Origin of the sequence: Pseudoxanthomonas sp. SORGH_AS_0997 (genome assembly GCF_031453535.1) — a bacterium.
GTDB classification, from domain to species: domain Bacteria; phylum Pseudomonadota; class Gammaproteobacteria; order Xanthomonadales; family Xanthomonadaceae; genus Pseudoxanthomonas_A; species Pseudoxanthomonas_A winnipegensis.
The window spans coordinates 1,593,734-1,615,765 of record NZ_JAVIZI010000001.1 but is presented as its reverse complement, the minus strand read 5'-3'; the positions used below and the strand labels follow the sequence as shown (position 1 = coordinate 1,615,765).

Below are 22,032 nucleotides of genomic sequence, written 5' to 3'. Positions count from 1 at the left end.
CAGGCTGGGGCGATGAGGCAGGCTCCATGACCCGACGCGGCGGCAGCGCCGATCTTCCCCTGCATGGCGGGCGCGTACCGGCGTGGCTGGGCCAGCGCATGACCCGGCTGGGCGCGGTGATGTGCCAGGCCATCGTCCACAGCTATGGGCGCGACGAGCTGCTGCGGCGGCTGGCCCATCCGTTCTGGTTCCAGTCCTTCGGCGCGGTGATGGGCATGGACTGGCATTCCTCCGGCATCACCACCAGCGTGATCGGCGCGCTCAAGCGCGGGCTGACGCCGCTGTCGGGCGAGCTGGGCCTGCATGTGTGCGGCGGGCGCGGCCGGCATTCGCGGGCCACGCCCGACGAGCTGCTGGCGGTGGGCGAGCGCACCGGCGTGGACGGCGCGGCGCTGGCGCGCGCCAGCCGGCTGGTGGCCAAGGTGGACAGCGCGGCGGTGCAGGACGGGTTCGACCTGTATCTGCACGGCTTCATCGTCGGCGACGACGGCCAGTGGGTGGTGGTGCAGCAGGGCATGAACACCGCCAGCAGGCAGGCGCGTCGCTATCACTGGCTGTCCGAAGGGCTGAAGGACTTCGTCGATGCGCCGCACGCGGCCATCGAGGGCCCGCGCCAGGGCGCGATCGTCAACCTGGCCGATCGCCGCGCGGCCGGCGCCCGCGCGGCGCAGGTCGCGCTGCTGCAGACGCTGAGCCCGCAGGAGATCGCGCGCGAATACGGACGCCTGGCGACGCCGTCGGCGGCCACGGCCAAGCGCCTGGCCCGCGCGCGGACCGAGGCCGCAGTGCCCGTCACCGGCGACCTGTTCGCCGAGCCGGCGGCGGAGGCCCCCGGTCCGCAGGCCTGGAATCCGGCCGCGCAGCCGCATCTGTCGCTGCCGGACCATCACGATGTGCGCGCCCAGGACATCGTCCTGCGCCGGCTGCACGGCAGCCTGGCCGCGGCCGCCGAGCAGGGGCCGAAGGACTTCACCGCGTTGTTGCAGGTGCCCGGCGTGGGCGCGCGCACCGTGCGCTCGCTGGCGATGGTGGCCGAGGTGCTGCACGGCACGCCGTGCCGCTTCAGCGATCCGGCGCGGTTCTCGCTGGCCCATGGCGGCAAGGACCGGCATCCCTTCCCGGTGCCGACCCAGGTGCTGGACCACACCATCGGCGTGCTCAAGACCGCCGTGCGCCAGGCCCGGCTGGGCAACGAGGAAAAGCTCGAGGCGATCCGCCGCCTGGATGCGCAGGCGCGGCAGCTGGAGGCGCAGGCCGAAGGTCCGTCGCTGGAGGCCTACCTGGAAGAGGAGCGCGCCGCCAGTCGCACCGCTACGGCGGGCGCAGCGTGTTCGGCTGGGAGCCGGCGCCGGATGAGGCGGCCGAAGCGCCGGCGCAGGCGGCCTCGCAGCGCGCCGCGTCATGAGCGACGCCGCCGAGGCGGCGGTCCCGATCGACGGACGCTGCTTCACCTATGTCTTTCCGTGCGCCTGGGAGGACTTCTGCAAGATCGGGTTCTCGCGCGATCCGCTTGGGCGGATCGGCGCGCTGCATCCGCGCTGGTTCGAGTTCTTCGACCTGCACAGCGGCGTGCTGATCGAGACCGAGACCGTCCGCGATGCCCGCGACCTGGAACTGCGGCTGCGCGGGCCGCTGCGTGCCCATCGCGCCCCGATGCCGCTGACCATCCGCGATGCGGCCGGCGGCCAGACCGAGTGGTTCCGCGGCGTGGCCGCGCCGCTGGCCCGGCACGTGGCCAAGTTGGCGCAGGGCGGCTATCGCGTGCTGCCGCTGCACGGCTGGCTGCGCGCGGTGGCCCTGTCGCGGATCGACCGGCTCTACGACTGGGCCGATGCCCAGCTCAGCGTCGAGGAGTGCGAGGGCCTGATCGCCCGCACGCCGGCCGGGCGGGCGCTGGGCGATGTACTGGACGGCTATCGCAGCCTGGACATCGACCTCACCGATCGGCTCTCGCCGGCGATCGCGCGCTGGTACGGCAAGGTCTGAACTCGGCGTGTGCCGGCCAGCGGGCCGGGCCAGGCCGCGGCTCACGCGCGAGCAAGGGCGTTTGAGCGAAAATCACCGCTCCCGCTGTCGCCCCACCGGTCCATTGAAGCCCGAACGCCTGCTGCCGCTGATCGTCGCCACCGCCTTGTTCATCGAGAACATGGACTCCACGGCGATCACCACCTCGCTGCCGGCGATCGCTACGGACCTGGGTGTGGAGCCGGTGGCGCTGAAGCTGGCCCTGACCACCTATCTGCTGGCGCTGGCGGTGTTCATCCCGATCAGTGGCTGGGTCGCCGACCGCTTCGGCGCGCGGCCGACCTTTATGACGGCCATCGCGGTGTTCCTGCTCGGCTCGCTGGGCTGCGCGGCCTCGACTTCGCTGGAATGGATGGTCGCCGCGCGCTTCGTCCAGGGCATGGGCGGGGCGATGATGGTGCCGGTCGGGCGGCTGGTGCTGTTGCGCAGCGTGGCCAAGGCCGAGCTGGTGCGGGCGCTGAGCTGGCTGACCATCCCCGCGCTGCTGGGGCCGATCCTGGGCCCGCTGCTGGGTGGTCTGATCACCACCTACAGCCACTGGCGTTTCATCTTCCTGATCAATCTGCCGATCGGCGCGCTGGGCATGTGGCTGGCATGGCGCCATATCCCGCTGCTCAAGGAGCCGGTGCAGCCGCTGGACTGGACGGGCTTCGCGCTGTCGGGCTTGGGCCTTGCGCTGACGATGTTCGGGCTGGCCACGCTGGGGCGGCACATGGTCAATATCGGCCTGGCGCTGGGCTGCGTGGCGGTGGGCGCGGCGGTGATGGGCGTCTACCTGTGGCATGCGCGCCGGGTCGCGCATCCGCTGATCGACCTGAGCCTGCTGCAGCTGCCCACCTACCGCATCGGCGTGCTGGGCGGGTCGGTGTTCCGCATCGGCATCGGCGCGATCCCGTTCCTGCTGCCGCTGATGCTGCAGCTGGGCTTCGGCCTCAATCCGCTGCAGTCCGGTGCGATCACCTTCACCTCGGCGGCAGGCGCGATGTTCATGAAGACGCTGGCGGCGCGCATTCTCAAGCGCTATGGCTTCCGCAAGGTGATGGTGTTCAACGCGGTGGCGGCGTCGCTGATGCTGGCGACTTATGGCTTCTTCCGGCCGGGGACGCCGTATCTGCTGATGGTGACGCTGCTGCTGGTGGGTGGCTGTTTCCGTTCGCTGCAGTTCACCAGCCTCAACGCGATCATCTATTCGGAGGTGGATCAGGCGCGCATGGGGCAGGCGACCAGCCTGGCGGCGATGATCCAGCAGATCTCGCTCGCCCTGGGCGTGACGGTCGGCGGCTATGCGCTCAGCCTGGCCAGCCTGGCGACCGGTCAGCCGACCGGGGTGCCGATCAACTTCACCTTCGCCTTCCTCACCATCGGCCTGATCTCGGCCAGCTCGGTGATCGCCATGCGCAAGCTGGCGCCCGACGCCGGCGCGGAGATGGCCGGCCGCGCCAAGCCAGGCGAGGAAGTGCACGAGCCGAAGGTGGTGGCGCGGCCGGGGACTTGAGCCGGGAAATGTTGTTCCCCTGAGCCAGGGATCACGTTGCGATGGACCGGGGTGCGTGCGTGTTGTTGCTTCGGAAGGGCAGCGGTCCGGCGGGCGGTGTCCGCTTTTCCCTCAATCAGGGCATCCTGCCCTGATTCGGGCGCTCGGCATCCTGCCTCGCTAGGCGCGGCCTCCGCCCGCCGGCCCGCTGCCGCGCGCGTTGAGCGCATGGGCTTCGGCTCGAAAGAGGGACCGCGGCGGCGCGCCTGGTGCTCGCCGGCTCCCACTTGTAGAGCGGAGCTTGCTCCGCTGGGGCTTTCCCTGCGAACCGAACGAAGAGCAGCGGAGTCCCCAAGAGGGGATTGCCACAAGCTCCGCTCTACAACGAGGCTGCGATCTGAGAGACAGCTGCTCGCAGCGCAGCATGAAACCCACTCAGGCTTTTTCCATCCAGACGCCGGCCTTCCAGGAATCAGCGAGCCGAGGCGCCGCGCCCTGCCGGCCCGCCACCCCTCCCAAGAAGCTCGACACGCGCATGCGCCAATCGATCAGTCGAGAGAAGCGAAAAAAATGGGCTGCTGCGGTCCATCAGTCGAGAGAAGCAGCAAAAGGGCGCCGTTCCATCAATCCAAGCAACAAAAAGGGCGCCGGATGCGATCCGGCGCCCTTGCTTCATCTTCTCAGGCGAAACGGGTCAGAACTTGTAGTTCACGCCCAGCACGATGGTGCGACCCCACTCGATGTACTCCAGCGGGCGGTCCTTGCTGCCGGCGTAGGTGCGGTAGGGGGTGTTGGTGAGGTTGCTGGCCTGTAGCAGCAGGCTCAGGCCGTCCAGCCGGCCGCTGCCGAAGGTGTAGCTGACCTGGGCGTCGGTGATGTTCTCGCCGACCACGTAGCGCAGGGTGCGGTTGCCGTTGAAGTTGCCGATCTCGCCGATGAAGTCCGAGCGGCGGCGCTGGCTCACGCGCGCCTCGAAGCCGTTGCGCTCGAAGTAGGCGGTGAGGTTGTACACGCGGTCGGACAGGCCGGGCAGGCTGATCGCGCCGTCGCCGACGCTGGAGGCGCTCTCCGGATCCTTGATCTTGACGTCGCTGTCGTTGAACGTGGCGCTGGCCTGGATGCCGAAGCCCTCCAGCGGGGCGAACACCATGTCCAGCGGGAGTGAGGCGGTCAGTTCCAGGCCGCGCAGCTTGCCGCCCTTGCCGTTGAACGGCGCGCTGAAGGTGCCGGTGGTCTGCACCGGCACGGTCATGCCGGGCGGACGCACGTAGCCGGCGACCAGGTCGCTGAAGTCGTAGTTGTCGCGGGTCTGGGTGTAAATGTAGCTCTTGAGATCCTTGTAGAAGAACGCGGCGGCCACGTAGGCCTTCTCGCCGAAATACTTCTCGTAGGAGATATCCAGCGCATTGGCGCGCCACGGATCGAGCATCGGATTGCCGCCGCTGGCGCCGGGCTTGCCGGTGGAGGTATCCACGCCGAACTCCAGCGAGGCGCGCATCTGGTCCACGCGCGGCCGCGCGACCTGCTTGGCCAGGGCGAAGCGCAGGGTCTGGTCGGCGGGGAACTGGAAGGCCAGGTTGAGGCTGGGCAGCCAATCGTTATAGGTCTTGCCGTCGTCGATGGGGCGCACCTCGCTGCCCGCCGGCTGCGAGCCGTCCCAGTAGTTGGCCTGCGAGGACTGATCGGTGTGCTGCAGCTGCACGCCCAGGTTGCCGCGTACGCCCACTTCGCCCCACTGGGTGTCGATGTCCGCGCGCATCCAGGCGGTGGTGATCTTCTCCAGCACGGTCCAGGCCTTGGACACCAGGTAGGAGGCGTCCTCGTTGGGCGAGAACTGCATGTAGCGGTCCACCGCCCCGGGCACGTTCCAGGCCGGGATGTAGCCGATGCCGGCGAAGCCCAGGTTGACCGGCGCGTACTGCAGGTCGGGGGCAATGGTGGTGTCGCCCTGCGGGCCCAGGTTGATGTTGCCTTCGGGCTGGTGCTTGGTCTTCTCGCGGCGCGCGTAGTTGACGCCCACGTCCAGGTCGGAGAACCAGCTCAGCGCCTCCGGCATGGGCAAGCTGGCCTGCAGGCGCGCGCCCTTCAGCTCGTCCTCCACCTGCGGCACCTTGCCGTAGCCCGAGCCGTAGATGGTGTTGGTGATGAACAGCGACTCGGGGTTGGAGTAATTCAGCCCCGGCGAGATCTGCGAGAAGTCGTTGTTGCGATAGGCCAGGCCGACCGTGTCCAGCTGTGGCATGGGCGTGAGCTGGAGATTGCTCTCCAGGTTGAGCTCCTTGCGCGTGGCCTTGGAGTAGTTGAGGTCGGCGTTGACCTTGACCGCACCGACGTTGAAGGCGTTGTTCCAGCCGAAGGCGTCGATCTTGTCCTTGCGCTTGTTGTACATGCCGCGCACCAGCGGATAGACGCCGCTGGCGGTGCCGCCGGTGAAGGTGTCGTTGCCGTTGACCTGCGGGTTGGCGATGTTCAGGCCCGGGGTGTAGCCGCCGTTGTAGTTGCTGAGGTTGACCTCGAACTGGTTGGCGGTATCGACCTGCTCGGCCTCGGTGTGGAAGGCGTCCAGCGTGCTGGTCCAGGCGTTGGACGGGCGGTACTGCAGGGTCGCCATCACGCCGTCGCGCTTGGAGTTGCCGGTGCGGCGCAGCGCCTTGATGCCGTCGGAGAAGTAGGTGCCCGGCGCCACGCCAGGGCGGTTGCCACTGTCGGTGTTCTGCGTGCTCCACGGCTCGTACAGGCCGACCTGGTTCTCCTGGATCGGCGTGTCGGTATGCGCATAGCCGATCGACAGGCCCAGGGTCTTGTCGAAGAACTGATCGATGTAGCTGGCGCTGAAGCGGTTGCCGTAAGGATCGACGTTGGCCGCCTTGCCCAGCGAGTTGCGCTGGTAGCGGCCACCGAGCGCGATCACGCGCTCGCCGAAGCTCAGCGGACGCACGGTCTGCATGTCCACGGTGCCCGACAGGCCCTGGCCGACCAGGCCGGCATCGGGCGTCTTGTACACGGTCACGCCGTTGGCCAGCTCGGACGGGTACTGGTCGAACTCCACGCTGCGGTTGTCGCCGGTGCTCACCACCTCGCGGCCGTTGAGCAGGGTGGTGGAGAAGTCGGGCGAGAGGCCGCGCACGCTGATCACCTGCGCGCGTCCGGCCACGCGCTGCGCGGCCAGGCCGGGCAGGCGGGCCAGCGACTCGGCGATGCTCACGTCGGGCAGCTTGCCGATGTCCTCGGCCGAGATCGCCTCGACGATCGAGGTGGCGTCCTTCTTGACCGAGATCGCGCCCTCGATGCCGCGGCGGATGCCGGTGACCTTGACCCGGTCCAGGTCGGTGGCGTCGGTCTTGACCGCGGCCGGATCGGCCTCGGTGTCGGTCGGCGTGCTCTGGGCCCAGGCCTGGGCGGTGGCCATGCTCATGGCCACGGCGATGGACAGGCACAGCAGGTTGCGCTTGGGAGTCAACATTTTCCCCTCCAGTCAATGTTGGTACTGCATTCGAGTTGATCCGGTGTCCCCCTCGACACCGGCGATTCGCGAAGGCCCGGAACAGCGCCTTGCTTGAATGGGCGGCCATGGTAGTGCGCGTTCCCGGATGTGCATGGGCCTGCATACGTATTCATGGCGGTGCGCTTGCAACGACGTCATCGGACGGGCGATGCAGCGGCCTGCGTCTTCGCTCGCGCGAGCGAAAACGGCTTGGAAACAAGGGCTTTCCGGCGGTTTCTGGCGTCTGTGCTGCAGCGCAGAAACGATTCCGCGCAGCCGCCGACATCACGCTCGATCACGCCACGACACCAAACCAGCTGCCGCGCGCGGGCAGGGCGAGCGTGCGTCCTTCCAGTGGTGCGCCAGGCAGTCCGTGATCCTCCAGCGCGGTGGCGGCAAGGCCTTCGGGCAAGGTCCAGCGCTGCGCCTGGGCCGAGAGGTTGAACACCACCAGCACGCGCTGGTCTTCGTGTTCGCGCAGGAAGGCCAGCACCGGCTCGTCGGTCTGCAGGAAGGCGATCGTGCCCAGCACCAGCGCCGGATGCCGGCGCCGCCAGCGCAGGAAGCGGCGCACGTGCTGCAGGACCGAGTCCGCATCGGCCTGCTGCGCGGCGATGCTACGCGCGCGGTGCTCGGCCGGCACCGGCAGCCAAGGTTTGCCGCTGGTGAAGCCGCCGGCATCGGCATCGCGCCACGGCAGCGGTGTGCGACAACCGTCGCGGCCCTTGAAGTTGGGCCAGAAGGCCTTGCCGTAGGGATCCTGCAGCAGCTCGAAGGGCACCTGCGCCTCGCTCAGCCCCAGCTCCTCGCCCTGATACAGGCACACCGAGCCGCGCAGCGAGCACACCAGCGCCACCAGCTGCGCGGCGAAGGCATCGTCGCCCGCGCCGCCCCAGCGCGAGACCGCGCGCGGCACGTCGTGGTTGGAGATGGCCCAGCACGGCCAGCCATCGTCCATCGCCGCCTCCAGCCGGGCGACGGTGTCGCGGATGTAGCCGGCGCTGAAATTCTCGACCAGCAGCTCGAAGCTGTAGCCCATGTGCAGGCGCTTGCGACCGGTGTACTCGGCGGTGGTGGCCAGCGAATCCTCCGAGGAGATCTCGCCCAGCGCGGCCACGTCCGGATAGCGGTCCATCAGCCCGCGCAGTCGCTCCAGGAAGGGCAGCATCTCCGGGCGGGTGTTGTTGTAGTAGTGGTACTGGTAGGCGTAAGGGTTGTCCGCGCTGAAGCCGCGGCCCACGCGCTGCTCCTTGGGCTTGGGCGGGTTGTCGCGCAGCTGCGCGTCGTGGAAGCAGAAGTTGATGGCGTCCAGGCGCATGCCGTCCACGCCGCGGTCCAGCCAGAACTGCACATTGTCCAGCGTCGCCTGCTGCACGGCCGGGTTGTGGAAGTTCAGATCCGGCTGCGCGCCGAGGAAGTTGTGCAGGTAGTACTGCTCGCGCCGCGGCTCCCAGCGCCAGGCCACGCCGCCGAACAGCGACATCCAGTTGTTCGGCGGCGTGCCGTCCTCCTTCGGATCGGCCCAGACGTACCAGTCGGCCTTGGCGTTGTCGCGGCTCAGCCGGCTTTCCTGGAACCAGGCGTGCTGGTCAGAGCAGTGGCTGAGCACCTGGTCGATCATCACCTTCAGGCCCAGCGCATGCGCCTTGGCCAGCAGGGCGTCGAAGTCGGCCAGCGTGCCGAACAGCGGATCGACATCGCGGTAGTCGGCGATGTCATAGCCGAAGTCGGCCATGGGCGACTTGAAGAACGGCGAGATCCAGATCGCGTCCACGCCCAGGCTGGCGATGTAGTCCAGGCCCTCGACGATGCCGGGCAGGTCGCCCACGCCATCGCCATTGGTGTCCTTGAAGCTGCGCGGATAGACCTGATAGATCACCGCGCCGCGCCACCAGTTGTTCATTGCCGTTCCCCGAAGTAATCCGGCCCGGGCGCCGCGAGCGGCCCTGGGCGAAGCGGGCGCCACTATTCCACGCATGACCCGGCGCGTCCTCGCGCAACGACGGGGCGAGGCCATGAATACGTATGCAGCACGCTGCGATGTGTGAGTCGACGAAGGGGCTTCGCGCGGGGTGCATCGATCATGCGGCGCATCGCTGAAACCACTTGAAAATAGGTGTTTCTGGCGTGTCGTACACATTCGAATAAGACGACTTTGACATCGCAGTGCATGCGCTCACTTGGTTGCACTGCAGCATGGAAAGCGCGACGGCAACGGTCACCATGTCGCCCGGCGAACCGCGGCCGTGATTCGACACGGCCGCGCGGTGTCGCAAGGGGATCGATCGCGCGTCATGAGCCAAACCCGCACCCTGTCGTTCTGGCAGATCTGGAACATGTGCTTCGGCTTTCTGGGCATCCAGTTCGGCTTTGCCCTGCAGAACGCCAACGTCAGCCGCATCTTCCACACCTTGGGCGCCTCGGTGGACGAGATCCCGGTGCTGTGGATGGCCGCGCCGCTGACCGGGCTTATCGTGCAGCCCATCGTCGGCTATCTGTCCGACCGCACCTGGACGCGGCTGGGCAGGCGCCGTCCGTACTTCCTGATCGGCGCGGTGCTGGCCACGCTGGCGCTGCTGGCGATGCCGCATTCGCCCGCGCTGTGGATCGCGGCTGGCCTGCTTTGGGTGCTGGACGCCTCGATCAACATCTCGATGGAGCCGTTCCGCGCCTTCGTCGGCGACCTGCTGCCCACCCGTCAGCGCGCCTCGGGCTATGCGATGCAGAGCTTCTTCATCGGCATCGGCTCGGTGGTGGCCAGCCTGCTGCCGTGGCTGCTGGCGCAGGCCGGCGTGGCCAACACTGCCGGTGCAGGGGAGGTGCCGGACACCGTGCGCTATGCGTTCTATTTCGGCGGCGCCGTGCTGCTGCTGACCATCCTGTGGACCGTGCTCACCACGCGCGAGGATCCGCCGGGCCAGCTGGCCGGCGAGCGCGAAGCGCCGGAGGCGGAGGTCGCGCCGGCGCCATCGACAGCCCCGCCCGCGCTGCGTCTGCGCCTGGGCACCGTTGCGCTGGTGCTGGGCCTGATCGGCTGCGCGCTGGTCGCGCTGGTGGGCCTGGACAAGCAGCTGTATGTGCTGGGCGGCGGCGCGGCGGTGTTCGGTGCCCTGCTGCTGGGTCGCGGCCGCGTGCGCGGCGGCATGTATGCGGCCATCGTCGACGATCTGCTGGACATGCCGCCGACCATGCGCCGGCTGGCGGTGGTGCAGTTCTTCTCCTGGTTCGCTCTGTTCGCGATGTGGATCTACACCACCGATGCGGTCACCGCCACGCACTTCGGCACGCGCGACACCACTTCGGCCGCCTACAACGACGGGGCCAACTGGGTCGGCGTGCTGTTCGCCGCCTACAACGGCTTCGCCGCGCTGGCCGCGATCGTGATCCCGCAGATGGTGCGGGTGCTGGGCCTGCGCTGGAGCCATCTGCTCAATCTGTGCCTGGGCGGAGTGGGGTTTCTGTCGTTCCTGCTGATCCGCGATCCGCACTGGCTGCTGCTGTCGATGGTGGGCGTGGGCTTCGCCTGGGCCTCGATCCTGTCGCTGCCCTATGCGCTGCTGTCCGACAGCGTGCCGGCGCGCAAGATGGGCCTGTACATGGGCATCTTCAATTTCTTCATCGTCATCCCGCAGCTGGTGGCCGCCTCGATCCTGGGTCTGCTGCTCAAGACCGTGCTGGGCGGTGCGCCGATCAACGCGCTGGCCGTCGGTGGCCTGAGCCTCTTGGTGGCCGGCCTGTGCACGCTGCGCGTGCGGGATGCCCGTCCGGAAGCCCACGCATGAGAACGTTCCGCCTTTCGCTGCTGGCCCTGTCCCTGGCCGTGCCGGCGCGCGCCGACGAGCTGTACGGCACGCTCGAACCCTTCGCCAGCAAGGCGATCTATTTCGTGATGACCGACCGCTTCGTCAACGGCGATCCGTCCAACGATCATCGCGACCAGGGCGGCCGGCACCGCACCTTCGACCTGCCCACGCCGGGCGCGCCGGCCGGGCAGAGCGACAACATCGGCTACCTCGGCGGCGACTTCAAGGGCATCGTCGACAACGCCGGCTACATCCACGACATGGGCTTCGGCGCGGTGTGGGTGACGCCGATCGTGGACAACCCGGATGAGGCCTTCACCGGCGGCGAGCCGGTGCGCTGGGGCAGCGCGATGACCGACCGAGGCAAGACCGGCTATCACGGCTACTGGGGCGTGAACTTCTACAAGCTGGACGAACACCTGCCCAGCAAGGGCCTGGACTTCGCCGGCTTCACCCGCGCCATGAAGAGCCAGCAGCTGGACGTGGTGCTGGACATCGTGGCCAACCACGGCTCGCCGGCGTATTCGATGCCCAAGGCGCAGCCCAAGTTCGGCCAGATCTTCGACAAGGACGGCCGCAAGCTGGCCGACCACCAGAACCTGGACCCGGCCCAGCTGGATCCCAAGCACAACCCTATGCACGCCTTCTATAACACCGGCGGCGGCCTGGCCCAGCTCTCGGACCTGGCCGAGGACAACCCGGCGGTGCTGGACTATCTGGCCGGCGCCTACGAGCAGTGGATCGAGCAGGGCGCGGCGGCGTTTCGCGTGGACACGATCGGCTGGATGCCCCACCGCTTCTGGAAGCAGTTCGCCGACCGCATCCGCGCCAGGCACCCGGGCTTCTTCATGTTCGGCGAGGCCTTCGACTACGACGCGGCCTTCATCGCAGCCCACACGCTGGAGCGCAACGGTCACTACAGCGTGCTGGACTTCCCGCAGCGGGCCAGGCTGTCCAAGGTGTTCGGCAGGGAGGGCGGTGGCTACGAGGACCTGGAGCGCACGCTGTACCTGGAGGACGGTCCGTACGCCAACCCGTACGACCTGGTCACCTTCTACGACAACCACGACATGGCGCGGCTGGATGCCAGCGATGCGGGCTTTATCGACGCCAACAACTGGCTGTTCACCGCGCGCGGCATCCCGGCGATTTACTACGGCTCGGAGACCGGCTTCATGCGCGGCGCGGCCGAGCATGCCGGCAACCGCAACTACTATGGCCAGCAGCGCATCGATGCGGCGGGCGACAGCGCGATCTACCGCAACCTCAGGCGCATCGCCAACCTGCGCCGCGACTCGATCGCCCTGCAGCGCGGGCTCCAGCTCAACCTGATGCTGAAGGGCGACACCGGCGCCTTCTACCGCGTCTACGAACACGACGGGCAGGCGCAGACCGCGCTGGTGCTACTCAACAAGGCCGATAAGGCCTCGACCCTGCGACTGGAGACGCTGCTGCAGGCCGGCACCTGGCGCGATGGCTTTGACGGCGGTCAGATGCGGATCGACGACCGCCTCGCGCTGGAGGTGCCGGCGCACGGCGTCCGCGTGCTGTTCTACGACGGCGCGCTAACCAACGCCGACCTGCGCAAGCGCCTGGCCGAAGACATGGGCCACCGGCTGCGCGATTGAACAAGGCGCGCATGCGCGCCTCAAGCCGCGGTGACCCCTGCGCGGCGCTTCAGCCGCAGTGGGTGGAGCCGCGCAGCGCCAGCGTGACGGGGATGGTCTGGCTGTCCACGGGCTGGCCGTGCAGCTGCTGCAGCAGGGCATCCACCAGCAGCATGCCGGCCTGGCGCGTGTCCTGCTGCACGGTCGACAGGGCCGGGGTGACGAAGCCCGCGAGCGGGATATCGTCGAAGCCGGCCACGGCCACCTGCTCGGGGATGCACAGGCCGGCCTCGCGCAGCGCCTTCATCGCGCCGATGGCGATCAGGTCGCTGGCGCCGAACACCGCGTCGAAAGCCACGCCACGCGCCAGCAGCGTGCGCGCAGCGTCATAGCCGGACTGTTCGCTGGTCTCGGCGTCCACCTGCAGCGCGGCGTCGTGCTGCAGCCCCGCCGCGCCGAGGGCGGCGCAGACGCCACGATGGCGCTCCTGGAATTCGGGGTAATGCGCCGAGGCATGGCCGAGGAAGGCGATGCGCCGCCGCCCCTGGGCGATCAGGTGCGCGGCCATGTCGTGCCCGCCCTGGAAGTTGTCGCAGCCGATCGACACGCCCGGCTGGCCGGGCAGTGCGGCGCCCCAGCGCACGAAACGGATGCCCTGCTGCTGCAGCTTCTCCAGCCGCACGCGCGACTGCAGGTAGTCGCCATAGCCGAGCAGGATCAGCCCGTCGGCCTTCTTGCTGTCGGCGTAGTCGGCCTGCCAGTCGGTGGACAGGTTCTGGAAAGAGATCAGCAGGTCGTAGCCATGCAGCGCGCAGGCGCGGGTGATCGAGCCCAGCATCGAGAGGAAGAACGGATTGATCGCCGATTCGTCCGGCGTCGGGTCCTCGAAGAACAGCAGCGCCAGCGTCCCGGTGTGCTGGGTGCGCAGGTTGGAGGCGTTCTTGTCGACCTTGTAGTGCAGCTGCTCGGCGATGGCCAGGATGCGCCGGCGGGTGTCCTCGTTGACCATCGGGCTGCCGCGCAGGGCGCGCGACACCGTGGGCTGGGACACGCCGGCCAGGTGCGCGATGTCGAGCGAGGTGGCCTTGCCCTTGATCGAGTGCTGCACGGAACACCACGCCTGTATTGCGGTGCGCGCGATCATGCCACGCAGCCTCGGGAAGGCCGTGCTGCAGTGCCGCATCGATTGCGCTTCGGGGGTGCGGGCGTCTGGTCAAGCCCGATGGCCGCGCCGGCTCAGGCGCCGTTGGCCGCCGCCCTAGAACCTTCCGCTACACCGCCTCGCCTGCGGCATGGCCGCTGGCCCAGGCCCACTGGAAGTTGTAGCCGCCCAGCCAGCCGGTGACGTCCAGCACCTCGCCGATGAAGTGCAGGCCGGGCGCTTGCTTGGATTCGAACGTGGCCTGCGACACCTCGCGCGTGTCCACGCCGCCCAGCGTGACCTCGGCGGTGCGATAGCCCTCGGTGCCGCTGGCCACCAGCGGCCAGGCGCGCAGCAGCTCGGCGGCCTGGCGCAGCTGCGGGTCGTTGAACTGCTTCATCGGCCGGTTGGGCAGCCAGTGTTCGCACAGGCGCTGGGCGAAGCGGCGTGGCAACAGATCGCCCAGCACCGTCTTCAGCTCGGCGGCGGGGCGCGCGGCCCGCTGCGCCTGCAGCACGGCGAGCGCGTCCTGCCCCGGCAGCAGGTCCAGGTGCAGCGGCTCGCCGGGCTGCCAGTACGAGGAGATCTGCAGGATCGCCGGGCCGCTGATGCCGCGATGGGTGATCAGCATGGCGTTGTCGAAGACGATCTTGCCGGCCGCCGCGCGCACCGGCAGCGACACGCCGGCCAGGTCGGCCAGCTGCTCCTGCGGGCGGCCGCTCAGGGTCAGCGGCACCAGCCCGGCGCGCGTGGGCAGCACCGTGTGGCCGAACTGCCGCGCCAGCGCATAGCCGAAGCCGCTGGCGCCCATGGAAGGAATCGACAGCCCGCCGCTGGCCACCACCAGCGAAGGCGCGACGAACACGCCCTGCGCGGTGTGCACCGCATAGCCACCGTCCTCGCGCGCGACCACGCGCTCAACAGCGCAGCCGGTGGCGATGCGCACGCCGGCCGCTTCGCATTCGGCGACCAGCATGGCCACGATCTGCTTGGACGCGTCGTCGCAGAACAGCTGGCCAAGCTCCTTCTCGTGATAGGCGATGCGGTGCTTCTCGACCAGCGCGATGAAGTCGCGCGGCGTGTAGCGCGCCAGCGCCGAACGGCAGAAGTGCGGGTTGTCCGACAGATAGTTGGCCGGCGAGGTGCCGGTGTTGGTGAAGTTGCAGCGCCCGCCGCCGGACATCAGGATCTTCTTGCCCACGCGGTTGGCGTGCTCGATCACCAGCACCGAGCGCCCGCGCGCGCCGGCGGTGGCCGCGCACATCAGCCCGGCCGCGCCGCCGCCGATGATCAGGACATCGTGGGTGAAGCCGGCCGGCACCTTCAGTCCTGCGGCGCGTGGCGGACGATGGGGACCACCACCAGCTGCAGATCGTCGCCCATCAGCTGGACTTCGCCGTCCTGGATCAGCACGTCCAGGCGCAGGGTGCGCACGAGCCTGGCCGCCAGTTCCCGGATCGCGTCCTGCGGCAGGTCGATCACGGTCAGCTGCTTCATGCGGCGCAGCGAGGCGGCGTGCTTGTGCCACCACACATCGCCGGCGTGCCCGGCGTAGCCCACCACCACCACCTCGCGCGCGCGGCCGGCGGCCTTGCGCAGGCGGCTCTCGTCGGGCTGGCCCAGTTCGATCCACTGTTCGATCTGGCCGCTGTAGTCGCGGCGCCACAGGTCGGGTTCGTCCTCGTTGCTCAGGCCGCGGCCGAAGGCCAGGCGTTCGTCGGCATACAGGACGAAGGCCAGCACGCGCGCCACCAGGCGCTCGTCGGTCTCCGAGGGGTGCTGGGCCAGGGTCAGGCTGTGGCTGGCGTAGTGGTTACGGTCGAGGTCGCTGATCTGCAGCTCGACCTTGCGGATCGTGGCGGAAAGGGCCATGGCTCAAGACAAGGAAGTGAGAACAAACGCGCCCCCCGCGCAGGCATGCGGCGCGGGCGGTCACGGGAAGGAGGGGGCAGGGAGGATCCCGCGCAGGACAGGGCCATCCCAGGCCTGGAGCCGGCGCGAACGCCGGCTGCACTGCTGCAGCGCAGCATCCGCTGGCGCCACCGGCGGTGACTTGGGGCACCTGCCGGACGGCGTATGCTACCGGCTAGCTGTTTGTTTTGAAAGGGATTTCGTGGCTTGTTGAACGATCGGGTTTGGAAATGTCGGGGCCTGGTCCGCGAATTTCCTGGATCGGCCGGCGATTGTGTTGGCTTTTTCACCGCAACCTGCGTATCGTGCGGCCCACTGTGCTTGCCAGGGTCACCGTGGTTCGTGAGCCTGATGCGGTAGATCGACAGATCGGCTACATCGTTTGCGTTTTTCCTACGCCTGCAAACCCAGTCTCGGCCCGGAATCCCGGCGCCGCGATTACCTATCATGTTTTCAGGAGTAGTAAAAATGAGCGATCGTCAGACCGGCACCGTCAAGTGGTTCAACGATGCCAAGGGCTTCGGCTTCATCACCCCGCAGAGCGGCCCGGACCTGTTCGTGCATTTCCGCGCGATCCAGGGCAACGGCTTCAAGTCGCTGAAGGAAGGCCAGCAGGTCACCTTCGTGGCCGTGCAGGGTCAGAAGGGCATGCAGGCCGACCAGGTGCAGGCGCTGTAATCCAGCCCCCACCGCGTCAACACGCATGAAGAGCGCCGGGCTTGTCCCGGCGTTTTTTTTTGGCTTTTTCCCCGCCGAGGGGATGCTGACGGCGGCGCCTCGTGGCCTCGCCCGCTTCGGGCGCTGCGGAGAGCAGGCCAGGATGGCCAGCGGGCACGCGCAGGTGCCGTCACTTCTTACGGAACACCAACTCCATACCGTGGGAGCCGCCATGGCGGCGATGAGGCTCTACCAGCAATGGCTGTGTCGCGATGGGGCTTTACCGGGAAGGCCCCATCGCCGCCATTGGCCGAAAAGGCCACAAGGGCGGCTCCCACCTGTAGAGCGGAGCTTGCTCCGCTGGGGCCTTCCCCACGAACCGAACGAGGCGCGGCGGAGTCTCCAAGAGGGAATAGCCACAAGCTCTGCCCTACAGGCAGGCTGCTGCAAGAGCTGAGGACACGATTGCTCCCACCAGAGCACGAGCGGCTCCCAGCGAAGCACGCGGCGCGCGCAACCCTTTCGCGTCCAGAATGAGGCAGGTGGGCTGATGCGCCAAGGAGCTGCGCTTGGTCGAGTCCAGGCAGGTGGGCCGGGTGTGGTCACCGTCCCGGCACTCCGCGAAACCTTTTTTATGCCAGCGCTGGCGCCATATCAGGAGCCACACGGCGCAAATCCGAGGCGGGCTCCATGCAGTTGAACTTCGACAACCGATTCATCGCCGAGCTGCCGGGCGATCCGGTCGTGGGGCCGCAGGCGCGTCAGGTCGAAGGGGCGCTGTGGTCTTCGGTCGCGCCGACGCCGGTGGCGGCGCCGCGCGTGCTGGCCTGGTCGCCGGAGGTCGCCGCGCTGCTGGGCCTGCAGGCCGAGGACATCGCAGAGCCGCGCTTTGCGCAGGTGTTCGGCGGCAACGCGCTGGCGCCGGGCATGGCGCCGTTCGCCACCAACTATGGCGGGCATCAGTTCGGCCATTGGGCGGGGCAGCTGGGCGATGGGCGGGCGATCTCGCTGGGCGAGGCCATCGCGGTGGACGGGCGCCGCCAGGAACTGCAGCTCAAGGGCGCCGGGCCGACGCCGTATTCGCGCTTCGCCGATGGCCGTGCGGTGCTGCGCTCGTCGATCCGCGAGTTCCTGTGCAGCGAAGCCATGGCGCATCTGGGCGTGCCGACCACGCGCGCGCTGTGCCTGATTGGCACGGGCGATGCGGTGATCCGCGACATGTTCTACGACGGTCACGCCGCGCCGGAGCCAGGGGCGATCGTGTGCCGGGTGGCGCCCTCGTTCCTGCGCTTCGGGCATTTCGAGCTGCCGGCGGCGCGCGGCGATGTGGCGCTGCTGCGCCGGCTGGTGGACTTCACCATCGCGCGCGACTTTCCCGAGCTCGACGGCCCGGCCGGCGAGGCGCGCGATGCGGCCTGGTTTGCGCAGGTGTGCACGCGCACGGCCGAGCTGATGGCGCACTGGATGCGGGTGGGCTTCGTCCACGGGGTGATGAACACCGACAACCTGTCGATCCTGGGCCTGACCATCGACTACGGTCCGTACGGCTGGATCGACGACTTCGATCCGGACTGGACGCCCAATACCACCGACCGTCAGGGCCGACGCTATCGCTACGGCTGGCAGCCGCAGGTGGCGTTCTGGAACCTGAGCCGGCTGGCCGGCGCGCTGTCCCCGCTGTTCGCCGATCCGGCGCCGCTGCAGGCCGGGCTGCAGGCATATGCGGATGCGTTCGCCGCCTGCGAGCGCCGCGATACCGCAGCCAAGCTGGGCCTGGCGCACTACACGCCGGCCGATGCCGCGCTGATGGCCGACCTGCGCGCGCTGCTCCATGCGGCCGAGGTGGACATGACGCTGTTCTTCCGAGAGCTGGGCGAGCACGCTCCCGGCCCGCAGGCGCTGGAGGCGCTGCGCGAGACGTTCTACGACGCCGCGAAGTTCGAGCTGCACGCGGCTACGTTCACCGACTGGCTGACGCGCTATGCCGCGCGTTGCGCGCAGGACGGCGACGAGGCCGCGCGGCGTGCGCGCATGCGCGCGGTCAATCCCCGCTACGTGCTGCGCAACTAACTGGCGCAGGAGGCGATCGACCGCGCGCACGACGGCGACCTGGGCGGCATCCACACGCTGCTGGAGGTGCTGCGCCGTCCCTACGAGGATCAGCCGGGGCGCGAGGCCTTCGCCCGCAAGCGACCGGACTGGGCGCGCGATCGGGCGGGGTGTTCGATGCTGTCGTGCAGCTCCTGAGCACGGCAGCGTGCGGCGCGGTGCAGTAGCATCGCGCTTTATCCAGGACCACGAGCGTGTCGATGTCCGTGCAAACCGAATGGGCCGCGCTGATCCGCGATGTGCCCGATTTCCCCAAGCCTGGCGTGCTGTTCAAGGACATCACGCCGGTGCTGGCCGATGCGGCTGGGTTCGCGGCGGCCACGGCCGCGCTGGCCGATCCCTGGCGCGAGGCCGGCGTGCAGGCGGTGCTGGGCATCGAATCGCGCGGGTTCATCCTCGGCGCAGCGCTGGCGCGTGCGCTCAAGTGCGGGTTCGTGCCGGTGCGCAAGCCGGGCAAGCTGCCCGCTTCGGTGCTCAGCGTCGAGTACGGCCTGGAATACGGCAAGGACACCCTGCAGATGCACCGTGACGCGCTGCCGCCGGGCACGCGCGTGCTGATCGTCGACGACGTGCTGGCCTCGGGCGGCACGCTGCATGCGGCGCTGTCGCTGGCGCGGCAGCAGGGCTGCGATGTGCTGGGCGCGGCGGTGCTGATCGAGCTGCAGGCGCTGGGCGGGCGCGGGCGCTGGCAGGCGGATCTGCCGCTGACCGCGGTGCTGCGCTTTCCGTGATGGCGACAAGGGTCGGTAGAGCCGGCGTCTTGTGACGTCTGCGGCCCTGGACGTTCGGGAACGAGGTTTGATACGGCGTGTGCTTTGGACGCCTGAGCCAGCGTTTCCCGCGACCTTATCCAACCTCCTCCCGGCCTCCCCCTGCTGCGCAAGGGGAGGGGCGAAGCCACTCCTCGTCATCCCCGCGAACGCGGGGATCCATGGACGTTAGCGGGGCACTGCGAGAAGCAGACCGTCGCCCCGCGCGCGATCTCCCGCCTCAGCCCGTCGCCCTGATCACATCGGCCAGCACGTTGAAGATCCGGTCGATGTGCGACTTCTCCACGATCAGCGGTGGGGACAGCGCGATCACATCGCCCGTCACGCGGGTCAGCATCTGGCCGTCCTCGAAGGCGCGGCGGAACACCTCGAAGCCGCGCGCGCCCGGCGCGCCCTCGCGCGGTGCGAACTCGATCGCACCGATCAATCCGAAGTTGCGCAGATCGATCACATTGGGCAAGCCCTTGAGCGAATGCAGGCCCTGCTGCCAGTAGTCGCCCAGTTCGATCGCCTTCTCGAACAGGTGCTCCTCTGCATAGGTGTCCAGCGTGGCAAGCGCGGCGGCGCAGGCCAGCGGATGGCCCGAATAGGTGTAGCCGTGGAACAGGTCGATGGCGCTGTCCGGTCCCTGGTCGAAGGCCTCGAAGATGTCCTCGGACACGAACACCGCGCCCATCGGCACGCAGCCGTTGGTGATGCCCTTGGCCGCGGTGATGATGTCCGGCGTGACGCCGAAGCGCTGCGAGGCGAAGGCCTTGCCGACGCGGCCGAAGCCGGTGATCACCTCGTCGAAGATCAGCACGATGCCGTGCCGCGTGCAGATCTCGCGGATGCGCTTGAGATAGCCCTCCGGCGGCAGGATCACGCCGGCGCTGCCGGAGATCGGTTCGATGATCACCGCGGCGATGGTGGATGGATCGTGCAGCGCGATCACGCGCTCCAGCTCCTCGGCCCACTCCAGGCCATGCGGCGGCAGACCCTGGGAGAAGCCGTTGCGCGCGATATCCAGCGTGTGGCGCAGATGGTCCACGCCGGGCAGACCGGGGCCGAACCACTTGCGATTGTTCGGCAGCCCGCCCACCGAGATGCCGCCGAAGCCGACGCCGTGGTAGGCCTTCTCGCGGCCGATCAGGCGCGTGCGCTGGCCTTCGCCGCGCGCGCGCTGGTAGGCCAGGGCGATCTTCAGCGCCGTGTCCACCGACTCGGAGCCCGAGTTGGTGAAGAACACGTGGTTGAGGTCGCCCGGCGTCAGCGCGGCCAGGCGCTCGGCCAGCACGAACGGCAGCGGCGAGGACATCGAGAAGTTGGGCGCGAAGTCGAGTGTGCCGATCTGCTGGCGCACGGCATCGACGATGCGCGGCCGCGCATGCCCGGCGTTGACGCACCACAGCCCGGCGCAGGCGTCCAGGATCTGCCGGCCGTCGACGTCGATGTAGTGCATGTCCTTGGCGCTGGCCAGCAGGCGCGGCTTGGCCTTGAACGCGCGGTTGGCGGTGAACGGCATCCAGAACGCGTCCAGCGAGTCGGGCATGTGCGCGCCCAGTTCGGCGTAGTGGGCCGCGTAGCCATCGCGCGGGGAGAGGGAATCGGCGCTCATGCGGGCCTCGCAGGGGACGGGAAAGGGATCGGCGCTAGCCTAGCGCGTTGAAGAAACTTTACAACTTGCAGCCGAAACGGCTCAATGCGGCCTTGCGTGTCAAGAATCCGCAACAGATCGGCAGCCAGGGAGCCACCATGGACATCGGAGCGCGGTTGCAGCAGGTGCGCACCGCCAAGCAGCTCAGCCAGCGCGAGCTGGCCAAGCGCGTGGGGCGTGACCAACAGCACGATCTCGCTGATCGAGCAGAACAAGGTCAGCCCCTCGGTCGGCTCGTTGAAGAAGGTGCTGGACGGCATCCCGATCTCGCTGGCCGATTTCTTCACCCTCGACCTGCAGCCGGGACCGCCGGACAGCCCGTTCTACACGGTGGCCGACACGCCCGATGTGGGCAGCAACGGCGTGCATTATTTCCTGGTCGGACAACGCGTGGCGCGACGGCAGATGTGCATCCTGCGCGAGGTGATGCCGCCGGGCACCGACACCGGCCCGACCCTGCTGGTCCACGCTGGCGAAGAGGGCGGGGTGGTCGTGGCCGGCGAGGTGGAGGTCACCGTCGGCGAGCAGGTGCGCGTGCTGCGCGCGGGAGAAGGCTATTACTTCGAAAGCCGCGTGCCGCATCGCTTCCGCAACCTGGGCGAGAGCGAGGCCGTGATCGTCAGCGCGAACACGCCGCCGACGTTCTGAGAGCGATGCCGGCGTCGCAGCCCTGCGAGCGATGGGCTGCGGAGCGTGCAAGGCATCACGCGGCGTCCAGACAGCCGCTTCTCCTTGTGGCGCGAAGCGGCAGCCGGATCAGACGCCGGAAAGTCTCCCTGGGCTCAGCCCCGCCGCGCCGCATCGATCGCGGCCACATCGATCTTGCCCATCGTCATCATCGCCTCGAACACGCGCCTGGCCACCGCGGGATCCGGATCGGCCATGCCTTCGGTCAGCGTGCGCGGAGTGATCTGCCAGGACAGGCCCCACTTGTCCCTGCACCAGCCGCAGGCGCTCTCCTGCCCGCCGTTGCCGACGATGGCGTCCCACAGGCGGTCGGTCTCGGCCTGGTCATCGGTGGCGATCTGAAACGAGAACGCCTCGCTGTGCTTGAACGCCGGCCCGCCGTTGAGCCCGATGCACGGCACGCCGCACACGGTGAACTCCACGACCAGCACGTCGCCGGCCTTGCCGGAGGGGAAGTCGGACGGCGCGCGCCGCACGGCGCCGACCTGGCTGTCGGGAAAGGTCTGCGCGTAGAACTGCGCGGCTTCCAGCGCGGTGCCGTCGTACCAGAGGCACAGGGTGTTCTTCGGAATCATGGGGTGTTTCCTCCTGACAGTGATCGACGCGGCGGGACTGCCGCGTCCTTATACGGCTGCGACGCGCGAAGGCGATGAAGATCGACACGTAAACCAACGGACTCCGAGCGCGATGGTTGCAGGCGACACCGCTTGCGGCGCGCCCCGCGGCCG

At 68.7% G+C, this 22,032-nt stretch carries 13 protein-coding genes and 3 pseudogenes; 9 read left to right on the top strand and 7 right to left on the bottom strand.

Annotated features, from left to right (window positions below):
• Positions 1-26 precede the first annotated feature (26 nt).
• The 3 genes and pseudogenes from QE438_RS07210 to QE438_RS07200 all read left to right on the top strand — a co-directional run bounded on the left by QE438_RS07210 (position 27) and on the right by QE438_RS07200 (position 3,520).
• A pseudogene (locus QE438_RS07210) lies at positions 27-1,405 on the top strand (DUF763 domain-containing protein).
• A complete protein-coding gene (locus QE438_RS07205; protein ID WP_306991477.1) occupies positions 1,402-1,986 on the top strand; it encodes a GIY-YIG nuclease family protein in 585 nt (194 codons plus the stop codon). The pseudogene QE438_RS07210 and the gene QE438_RS07205 overlap by 4 nt, the downstream one beginning before the upstream one ends.
• A 103-nt stretch (positions 1,987-2,089) precedes the next feature.
• Positions 2,090-3,520: an MFS transporter gene (locus QE438_RS07200; protein ID WP_306991479.1), complete on the top strand. Its 1,431-nt coding sequence runs from the start codon at positions 2,090-2,092 to the stop codon at positions 3,518-3,520.
• Between the two features lie 673 nt (positions 3,521-4,193).
• Here the strand turns inward: QE438_RS07200 and QE438_RS07195 are convergent.
• Together QE438_RS07195 and QE438_RS07190 are read right to left on the bottom strand one after the other, a co-directional pair.
• Positions 4,194-6,962, bottom strand: a complete 2,769-nt coding sequence (locus QE438_RS07195; RefSeq protein WP_306991481.1) for a TonB-dependent receptor — start codon at positions 6,960-6,962, stop codon at positions 4,194-4,196.
• Positions 6,963-7,278: 316 nt separating this feature from the next.
• Positions 7,279-8,886 (bottom strand): alpha-glucosidase family protein, encoded by a 1,608-nt coding sequence (locus tag QE438_RS07190; RefSeq protein ID WP_307183979.1) that lies wholly within the window; start codon positions 8,884-8,886, stop codon positions 7,279-7,281.
• A 391-nt stretch (positions 8,887-9,277) separates the two neighbouring features.
• Here QE438_RS07190 and QE438_RS07185 point away from each other — a divergent pair, with 391 nt between their 5' ends.
• Positions 9,278-10,765 (top strand): MFS transporter, encoded by a 1,488-nt coding sequence (locus tag QE438_RS07185; RefSeq protein WP_306991483.1) that lies wholly within the window; start codon positions 9,278-9,280, stop codon positions 10,763-10,765.
• Positions 10,766-10,797: 32 nt separating this feature from the next.
• The gene (locus QE438_RS07180) at positions 10,798-12,414 is read left to right on the top strand and encodes an alpha-amylase family glycosyl hydrolase (RefSeq protein WP_306996089.1); all 1,617 of its coding nucleotides are present in this window, start codon (positions 10,798-10,800) and stop codon (positions 12,412-12,414) included.
• Between the two features lie 49 nt (positions 12,415-12,463).
• Here the strand turns inward: QE438_RS07180 and QE438_RS07175 are convergent, their stop codons facing one another.
• The 3 genes from QE438_RS07175 to QE438_RS07165 all read right to left on the bottom strand — a co-directional run bounded on the left by QE438_RS07175 (position 12,464) and on the right by QE438_RS07165 (position 15,406).
• Complete coding sequence (locus QE438_RS07175) at positions 12,464-13,537, bottom strand: LacI family DNA-binding transcriptional regulator (RefSeq protein WP_306991485.1); 1,074 nt, start codon at positions 13,535-13,537, stop codon at positions 12,464-12,466.
• 127 nt (positions 13,538-13,664) lie between these two features.
• Positions 13,665-14,855: an NAD(P)/FAD-dependent oxidoreductase gene (locus QE438_RS07170; RefSeq protein ID WP_306991486.1), complete on the bottom strand. Its 1,191-nt coding sequence runs from the start codon at positions 14,853-14,855 to the stop codon at positions 13,665-13,667.
• A gap of 2 nt (positions 14,856-14,857) precedes the next feature.
• A complete protein-coding gene (locus QE438_RS07165; protein WP_130522839.1) occupies positions 14,858-15,406 on the bottom strand; it encodes a YaeQ family protein in 549 nt (182 codons plus the stop codon).
• Positions 15,407-15,913: 507 nt separating this feature from the next.
• On the opposite strand from QE438_RS07165, the gene QE438_RS07160 reads away from it, so the two are divergent.
• The 3 genes and pseudogenes from QE438_RS07160 (at position 15,914) to QE438_RS07150 (ending at position 18,942) form a co-directional block, all read left to right on the top strand.
• A complete protein-coding gene (locus QE438_RS07160; protein ID WP_130517728.1) occupies positions 15,914-16,123 on the top strand; it encodes a cold-shock protein in 210 nt (69 codons plus the stop codon).
• Between the two features lie 669 nt (positions 16,124-16,792).
• A pseudogene (locus QE438_RS07155) lies at positions 16,793-18,349 on the top strand (YdiU family protein).
• 62 nt (positions 18,350-18,411) lie between these two features.
• Positions 18,412-18,942: an adenine phosphoribosyltransferase gene (locus tag QE438_RS07150; protein ID WP_130517732.1), complete on the top strand. Its 531-nt coding sequence runs from the start codon at positions 18,412-18,414 to the stop codon at positions 18,940-18,942.
• A gap of 259 nt (positions 18,943-19,201) precedes the next feature.
• Here the strand turns inward: QE438_RS07150 and QE438_RS07145 are convergent, their stop codons facing one another.
• Positions 19,202-20,512, bottom strand: a complete 1,311-nt coding sequence (locus QE438_RS07145; protein ID WP_306996091.1) for an aspartate aminotransferase family protein — start codon at positions 20,510-20,512, stop codon at positions 19,202-19,204.
• A gap of 203 nt (positions 20,513-20,715) precedes the next feature.
• On the opposite strand from QE438_RS07145, the pseudogene QE438_RS07140 reads away from it, so the two are divergent.
• Positions 20,716-21,265, top strand: a pseudogene (locus QE438_RS07140) (cupin domain-containing protein).
• Positions 21,266-21,399: 134 nt separating this feature from the next.
• Here the strand turns inward: QE438_RS07140 and QE438_RS07135 are convergent.
• The gene (locus QE438_RS07135; RefSeq protein ID WP_130517738.1) at positions 21,400-21,879 is read right to left on the bottom strand and encodes a VOC family protein; all 480 of its coding nucleotides are present in this window, start codon (positions 21,877-21,879) and stop codon (positions 21,400-21,402) included.
• Between the last annotated feature and the right edge of the window lie 153 nt (positions 21,880-22,032).

Excerpts from the sequence above, each read along its gene's own strand:
- QE438_RS07205 (WP_306991477.1), top strand. The coding sequence starts at position 1,402 with ATGAGCGACGCCGCCGAGGCGGCGGTCCCGATCGACGGACGCTGCTTC.
- QE438_RS07195 (WP_306991481.1), bottom strand. The coding sequence starts at position 6,962 with ATGTTGACTCCCAAGCGCAACCTGCTGTGCCTGTCCATCGCCGTGGCC.
- QE438_RS07190 (WP_307183979.1), bottom strand. The coding sequence starts at position 8,886 with ATGAACAACTGGTGGCGCGGCGCGGTGATCTATCAGGTCTATCCGCGC.
- QE438_RS07185 (WP_306991483.1), top strand. The coding sequence starts at position 9,278 with ATGAGCCAAACCCGCACCCTGTCGTTCTGGCAGATCTGGAACATGTGC.
- QE438_RS07175 (WP_306991485.1), bottom strand. The coding sequence starts at position 13,537 with ATGATCGCGCGCACCGCAATACAGGCGTGGTGTTCCGTGCAGCACTCG.
- QE438_RS07165 (WP_130522839.1), bottom strand. The coding sequence starts at position 15,406 with ATGGCCCTTTCCGCCACGATCCGCAAGGTCGAGCTGCAGATCAGCGAC.
- QE438_RS07160 (WP_130517728.1), top strand. The coding sequence starts at position 15,914 with ATGAGCGATCGTCAGACCGGCACCGTCAAGTGGTTCAACGATGCCAAG.
- QE438_RS07150 (WP_130517732.1), top strand. The coding sequence starts at position 18,412 with ATGTCCGTGCAAACCGAATGGGCCGCGCTGATCCGCGATGTGCCCGAT.
- QE438_RS07145 (WP_306996091.1), bottom strand. The coding sequence starts at position 20,512 with ATGCCCGACTCGCTGGACGCGTTCTGGATGCCGTTCACCGCCAACCGC.
- QE438_RS07135 (WP_130517738.1), bottom strand. The coding sequence starts at position 21,879 with ATGATTCCGAAGAACACCCTGTGCCTCTGGTACGACGGCACCGCGCTG.